Annotated in this window: 7 protein-coding genes; 2 read left to right on the forward strand and 5 right to left on the reverse strand. The window is 72.2% G+C overall.

Annotated features, from left to right (window positions below):
• Positions 1-524: 524 nt before the first annotated feature.
• Positions 525-1,691, reverse strand: coding sequence for an IS110 family transposase (locus ACFVGO_RS22870; protein WP_380347940.1), 1,167 nt, complete (start codon positions 1,689-1,691; stop codon positions 525-527).
• Positions 1,692-1,977: 286 nt separating this feature from the next.
• Here ACFVGO_RS22870 and ACFVGO_RS22875 point away from each other — a divergent pair, with 286 nt between their 5' ends.
• Positions 1,978-2,637, forward strand: coding sequence for a hypothetical protein (locus ACFVGO_RS22875; protein WP_380633695.1), 660 nt, complete (start codon positions 1,978-1,980; stop codon positions 2,635-2,637).
• Positions 2,634-3,404, forward strand: a complete 771-nt coding sequence (locus ACFVGO_RS22880) for a helix-turn-helix domain-containing protein (RefSeq protein ID WP_380633697.1) — start codon at positions 2,634-2,636, stop codon at positions 3,402-3,404. Before ACFVGO_RS22875 ends, ACFVGO_RS22880 begins: the two co-directional genes overlap by 4 nt.
• Here the strand turns inward: ACFVGO_RS22880 and ACFVGO_RS22885 are convergent.
• The 4 genes from ACFVGO_RS22885 to ACFVGO_RS22900 all read right to left on the reverse strand — a co-directional run bounded on the left by ACFVGO_RS22885 (position 3,380) and on the right by ACFVGO_RS22900 (position 5,603).
• A complete protein-coding gene (locus ACFVGO_RS22885; RefSeq protein WP_380633699.1) occupies positions 3,380-4,036 on the reverse strand; it encodes a class I SAM-dependent methyltransferase in 657 nt (218 codons plus the stop codon). The two genes, ACFVGO_RS22880 and ACFVGO_RS22885, sit on opposite strands and share 25 nt — an antisense overlap.
• Positions 4,037-4,310: 274 nt before the next feature.
• Positions 4,311-4,760: a DUF397 domain-containing protein gene (locus ACFVGO_RS22890; RefSeq protein WP_380633701.1), complete on the reverse strand. Its 450-nt coding sequence runs from the start codon at positions 4,758-4,760 to the stop codon at positions 4,311-4,313.
• Positions 4,738-5,097 carry a hypothetical protein gene (locus ACFVGO_RS22895; RefSeq protein ID WP_359914988.1) on the reverse strand — a complete coding sequence of 120 codons (360 nt, stop codon included), beginning with the start codon at positions 5,095-5,097 and terminating at the stop codon, positions 4,738-4,740. Before ACFVGO_RS22895 ends, ACFVGO_RS22890 begins: the two co-directional genes overlap by 23 nt.
• Positions 5,098-5,330: 233 nt before the next feature.
• Positions 5,331-5,603 (reverse strand): DUF397 domain-containing protein, encoded by a 273-nt coding sequence (locus tag ACFVGO_RS22900; protein ID WP_380633704.1) that lies wholly within the window; start codon positions 5,601-5,603, stop codon positions 5,331-5,333.
• Positions 5,604-5,674 lie beyond the last annotated feature (71 nt).

The following is a 5,674-nucleotide window of genomic DNA, read 5'->3' on the forward strand; positions in this document are numbered from 1 at the left end:
GGGGCCGGCTGCGCCGCGGGCGCGGCGGCGCCGGCCTCGGCGGCGGGCGCGGCGGCATCGGCGACGGCCGGCTCGGCCGGTGCCGGAGGTGCGGCGGCGGCGCCCTCGTTCTCGGGCTCAGGCTCGGGCAAGGAAATCCCCCCAGGAAGAATGCGGAATCCCACGCGCGGGCCCCTCGCGGGCGCCACTGCCCCAGCGGGTTCTCCGGGAATTCCGTCACGCGTGTCGGCAGGAATTATGAGAGGCCGCCGACACCGCTGCCAAAACAGTTAACCGTCACACTTTCCCCCAATGTTCGACGAATCGGACACACCGTGATCGAACCGCAATGGGCGCTGTCCTGCGGTGATGACACTGTGTCGACACATCGATTCGAACACGGCCTCCTCCCGTCCCGGCGGCCCGTGACGATGTCGCGGTCCCGTCACCGCTCGGCACGAAGGCGCGCCCGCGGGGTCGGGGCGGCGTCAAGAACGGGCAAGGACCGGGAGAAGGACGGGGAAAAGGTGCCCCTATGGTTTTCGTCAAGCGGCGATGGCGGCCGGGGGCTCGTAGAAGGTGCCGTCGCGGAGCATGGCGAAGAGCACGTCGATGCGTCTACGCGCCAGGCAGACGAGGGCGGCGACGTGGTGCTTGCCCTGCCGTCGCTTCTTGTCGTAGTAGGTGCGTGACTCGGGCTGGGACAACGACGCGAACGCGGCGAGGTAAAAGGCGCGTTTGAGCCGCTTGTTGCCGCGGCGCGAGGCATGCTCGCCCCGTATGGAGGAACCGGAGCTCCTGGTCACCGGCGCCAGGCCGGCGTAGGCGGCGAGGTGGCCTGCGGTGGGAAAGCTGGTGGCGTCGCCGACGTCGATAAGGATGCGGGCCGCGGTCCTGACCCCGATGCCGGGCATGGAGGTCAGGACCGGGGAAAGAGGGTGGGCCTCCAGCAGTTCCTCGATGCGGGTGGCGAGGAGTCTGCGCTGGTCGAGCACGGAGCTGAGTGAGCCGGCGAGGCTGGGAACGATCAGTGAAGCGGCTTCTGTGCCGGGAACGGTGACGCTCTGCTCGTCGAGGGCTTCGAAGATGTCCTCGACCAGACGCTCGGCCAGCCGCGGAGCCTTGGGCCGCAGCAGGGTCACCAGCCGGCGCCTGCCGGCCTTCCTCAACTGCTTTGGGGAGCCGTGGCGTTCGAGTAGCGTCAGGACGGCGGGATGGTCCAGTCTGGGACCGAGGACTCGCTCCAGCGAGGGGTGGATCTGGGTGAGCAGGCCGCGCAACCGGTTCTTGATCCTGGTGGACTCGCCAGCCAGGTCGTCGTCGAAGCCGACGATCATCTCCAGCTCGGCGACGGTCTCATCGGATGGTGCCAGGTCGCGCAGGGTGTGCGGCATCGTTCGCGCGGCGTCTGTGATGATCGCGGCGTCGCGGGCGTCGGTCTTGGCCTCGCCCGGGTAGAGGTCGGCGATCCTTCGCATCGTCAGGCCCGGCAGGTAGGCGACACGGCAGCCCGTGTCACGGGCCACCGCCAGCGGCAGGGCACCGATCGAGGCGGGCTGGTCGACCACCACCAGCACGGTGCCGTGCTTGGCCTGCAACTTGCTGAACACCTCACGCAGCTTCGGCTCGGTGTTGGGCAACCGTTTGTCGAAGACCCGCTTGCCCGCCGGGGTCAGGGCGGTGGCATGGTGCTCGCCCTTGCCCACGTCCATGCCCAGGTAGACATCGATGTCACCCGTGTCGATCACGTGCACTCTCCATGTCGCGCCCTCCCCGGCCTCACCTGCGGCATCAGCGTGCCGGCATCCACGTTACGAAGAGCATGCCTTGCCCTGGACGGGATCGGCGCTCGTGCCCCTAATCAGCGGTCTACCGATGCCTCCGATGCCCGGTGACACCACCTTTTCGATCATGATCGACTGGGGAGGCAAGTCATGCCGGGACCGGAGGCCGGGAACCCCGTTGCGGGGTCACGAAAAAGGTAACGGGGGACGTGCCGTGACGAGGGGGGAAGCCGGCCGCCGGCGGGTGTGGCCGGCCGTGGTGGCGCTCGCGGCGCCGGCCGCCGCCGGAGCACCGGTGGTGTGGGCGTGGTCGCTGGACCGGCCGGTGGGCGCGGGGCCGCTGTGGCTGTGCGCCGCCGCACTGACGGTGGGCGCGGCCGCCTCGGTCCGGCCGGGCCGAGGTGCGGACCGGCGGGCGGACCGGCGCACGGGAAGCGGTGGTGACGCGGCGGTCCGCGCGTGGGCGGTGGTGCTGCTCGCGGCCGTCTGGGGGGCGGCGTTCGCGACGGCCCAGGCCGTCCACACCGTCCAGGTGCGGGCGCACGAGCCGCGCAGCGTCGCGGCGGCGGTGACGCACTGCCGGGCGACCGGCCAGCGGCCGGTGGAGGGCGGCGGTCTGGGCTCGAAGACGTACGGCTGCACCTACCGTTGGAGCGTGGACGGACAGGAGTTCAGCGATGAGCGCCCGGTCGACGAGCCCTATCCGGACGGCCATGAGGTCCGGGTCTGGCTGGAGGACGGCGGGCGGATGGTCACCGGCCGCCCGAGTCCGGCGGCGGTCCCGTTCTGGATCGTGCTGGCCCTGCTCGGCCTGGCCGCCGTACCGTACGCCGCCGTCCGCCTGGCCGCTCAGGTCCGGGAGGCGGACCGGTGAGCAGCGGCAGCGGGACCGGACCGCGGTTCGCCGTCGGCCCCGGGTACGCGCTGTACCAGGGGCCGCTGGCCGACAGCGCCTTCCACCGGCACACCACCTTCCAGGTCGCCGTCGCGGGCGCCGCCCGCACGGTGGCCATCGAGGACGACACCGGGCGGCGCCACCGCGGTCCCGCGCTCGTGGTGCCGCCGATGGTGCGCCACCGGATGGCCCCGACGCGGGAGGTGCTGACCTTCTACGTCGACCCGCACTGCGCCTTCGCCGACCGGCTGCGCACGGGCTGCGGGCAGGGGGTCACCGTCGCCCCGCAGTGGCACGGCCTGACCGAGCGGGAGGTACGGCCGGACGGCGGGCTGCCCGCCACCGGCCTGGATCCGCGGCTGCGTGCGGCCATGGCGGCGCTGGCCGACGGCCAGCAGCCGTTGGAGAGCCTCGCCGCGCGCGTCGGGCTGTCCCCGCAGCGCCTGCGGGCCCTGGCGCGGCGGCAGTTGGGGGTGCCGCTGGCGCGCTGGCGCAGCTGGCAGCGGCTGTCCCGGGCGGCGCTGGCACTCGGCGAGGGGTGCTCGCCGGCGCAGGCGGCGTTCGCGGGCGGGTTCGCCGACCAGGCCCATTTCACGCGGTGGATGCGGGAGTTGACCGGGCTGACGCCCTCGCAGGTGCTGCCCGCGCTGCGCGGGGCGGAGGGCGGGGCCGGGGATACGGCCGGGGGCGGGGCCGGGGATACGGCCGGGGGTGCGGCCGCTCAGCCGGGGCGGCGCGCGGTGTAGAGGGACATCGAGCCGGTCACCGTCGCGACGGTGTCCGTCTCGCGCACGCCCTCGAAGCCCGCCTCGGCGATGAGGCGGGGCAGGATGCCGTCGGCGTTGGGCTGGGTGTCCTGCTTCCCGTCGGCGAACTGGACGATCCGGAAGGCCAGGCGCATGGCCGCTGTGCGCTGCCGCCCGTAGTCGGCGATCACCAGTTTGCCGCCGGGGCGCAGGGTGCGGTGCATGGCGGCGAGGATCGCCCGCTTCATCGGGACGGGGCACTGGTGGAGGACGAGGCTGGAGACGACGGTGTCGGCCGCTTCGTCGCCGACGACCTCGGCCACCGCGTCGCCCATGCCGGTGCGGAAGTCGGGGTCGGCGCCGGCCGCGGCGGCCTTGCGGCGGGCCAGGCGCAGCACGGCGGGGTCGGGGTCGACGCCGATGACGGTGGCCTGCGGTTCGGCGCGGTGCAGGAGGACGGCGAAGGAGCCGGTGCCGCAGCCGACGTCGACGATGACGTCACCGGGGCGGGGGGCGGCGTGCATGGCCAGCAGGCTGCGCCACAGGCGTTCGCGGGTGAGCGAGACGATGGGGTCGTAGAGGCCGAGGGCGAAGCGTCCGGCGGCGGGGGTGAAGGTGTCGCTCGGTGTCATGGGGCCAGTGTGGGCGGGTGGTTGGGGCGGAGTCTTGAACGAATCGCTCGCCCACCGAGGTGCCCGCGGGTGCGCGGGAGCCGCTCTTGCCCCGGTGCCGCCGGGGCGGGCGTCAGGAAGATCCCGAGTTCGCACGGGCCTCGTTCGAGAGTCCTGGGCCGTGCCCCACCTGTTCCTTCGCCGGTCTCGACGTCGCGCAGGAAGTCGGCGGGTCCGACTTCCTGCGCACAAGGGGGGCCGTGAGGGCGGCGGGAGCGAGGACAGGCCCACGGCATCACCGAGGTTGCGAACCGCAGCACACAGCACAGCACCGGGCGGCCCCGCGCACTCCGCGGGGCCGCCCGAGAGCTCTTCGGGAACGGTCCGGAGAGTCGTCCGCCCTGATGCCGATGACGAAGGACCGCCGTGCCTCGACGGTGAAGGCGAGAGCCGGACCGTGAGGATCCCTGCTGTCCCGGACCCGAACCATGCCCGTGACGCCATCGGCCGCCACGACGCAGTGGCCGTGGCCATTGCTGTGGGTGCTCCTGCGCCGGACGGCCCCGTGGGGTCGATCGCTCATGTCGGTTCCGGCCACAGTTCCGTGAACGGCCCGATAGCGAACACGCATGAGGACAGGGAAGCACAAGCCTTCTTGCCGACCCGCCGCAGAAGCAGCTCTCTGCGTTCGCAAGTGAGCGTCATGCCTGAACACTTCACCCCTACCAGGCATGCCAGAGCGCATCGTGGCGGTGGTGGACCGGAGGGATGTCCGCACCGTCGGTGTCGTGCCCGGCGCGGTGCAGCCCGCGGATCCGCTGGGCGTCGAGTCGGCCCCGGAGCCGGGCCCGGCTTTCGGCCGTGGCGATCTCGACGGAGAACGAGCCCGTCCTGCAGTCGAGCGCCGTCGACAGCCGGAAGGTGATCCGATGCCGCGTCTTCTTCGGGACAGGGCGACGGCCTTCGCGGGCGGCCCGGCCCAGTTCGGCGTGGGCGTAGCGGAGGTCGTACAGGGACATGGACTCCAATGCGCCCTCCTCGACGCGGAGTTGCCTGGGAGTCGTGCGGACGGTTCGGGACATCAAGAGCCTCCGTGGGGCCCTCCGGACTCTCCGGAGGTACCTACGGCGGGTGCGCATTGGTCAGCACGAATCGGTCCCCCATCGGCCGGGATGATCTACCCGGCAGCACAGTAGTCGCGCGCAGACGTGGGGGCCCGGGCTTTTGCTCACCCCCGTCGCGAGGCCGAGCCGCTCCACACCGGAAAGGCCGGGCGGGCCCGCGAAGCACGCGGGGCCGCCCGGCAAGAAGCGCCTCAGGAGCCGGCCGGGAAGTCACCGGCCTGGACACCCTCGACGAAGGACCGCCAAGCCTCGGAAGTGAAACGGAGAGCCGGGCCGTGAGGATCCTTGCTGTCCCGGACCGGAACGATGCCGGTGATGCCCTCGGCCACTTCGACACAGTTGTCGTTCGGGTTGCTGGCGCTCGACTTGCGCCAGGTAATGCTGAGTACCTGGGCAACCTCGATGCAATCGCCGCCTTCGCCGCCGCTGTAGCTGCTCTTACGCCATGTCAGGTCAGCTGCCATGCGGATGACCTCCCGAAGCCCTCAGCCGGTGGTGGGGGGGGGGGGGGGGGGGGGGGGGGGAGGGAGGAGGG

It is taken from the genome of Kitasatospora sp. NPDC057738, assembly GCF_042798815.1.
GTDB lineage: Bacteria > Actinomycetota > Actinomycetes > Streptomycetales > Streptomycetaceae > Kitasatospora > Kitasatospora lactacystinica.

What these genes read in the sequence shown, in the direction of transcription:
- ACFVGO_RS22870 (WP_380347940.1), bottom strand. Translation starts at nt 1,691, where the DNA reads ATGGACGTGGGCAAGGGCGAGCACCATGCCACCGCCCTGACCCCGGCG.
- ACFVGO_RS22885 (WP_380633699.1), bottom strand. Translation starts at nt 4,036, where the DNA reads ATGACACCGAGCGACACCTTCACCCCCGCCGCCGGACGCTTCGCCCTC.
- ACFVGO_RS22890 (WP_380633701.1), bottom strand. Translation starts at nt 4,760, where the DNA reads ATGCGCTCTGGCATGCCTGGTAGGGGTGAAGTGTTCAGGCATGACGCT.
- ACFVGO_RS22895 (WP_359914988.1), bottom strand. Translation starts at nt 5,097, where the DNA reads ATGTCCCGAACCGTCCGCACGACTCCCAGGCAACTCCGCGTCGAGGAG.
- ACFVGO_RS22900 (WP_380633704.1), bottom strand. Translation starts at nt 5,603, where the DNA reads ATGGCAGCTGACCTGACATGGCGTAAGAGCAGCTACAGCGGCGGCGAA.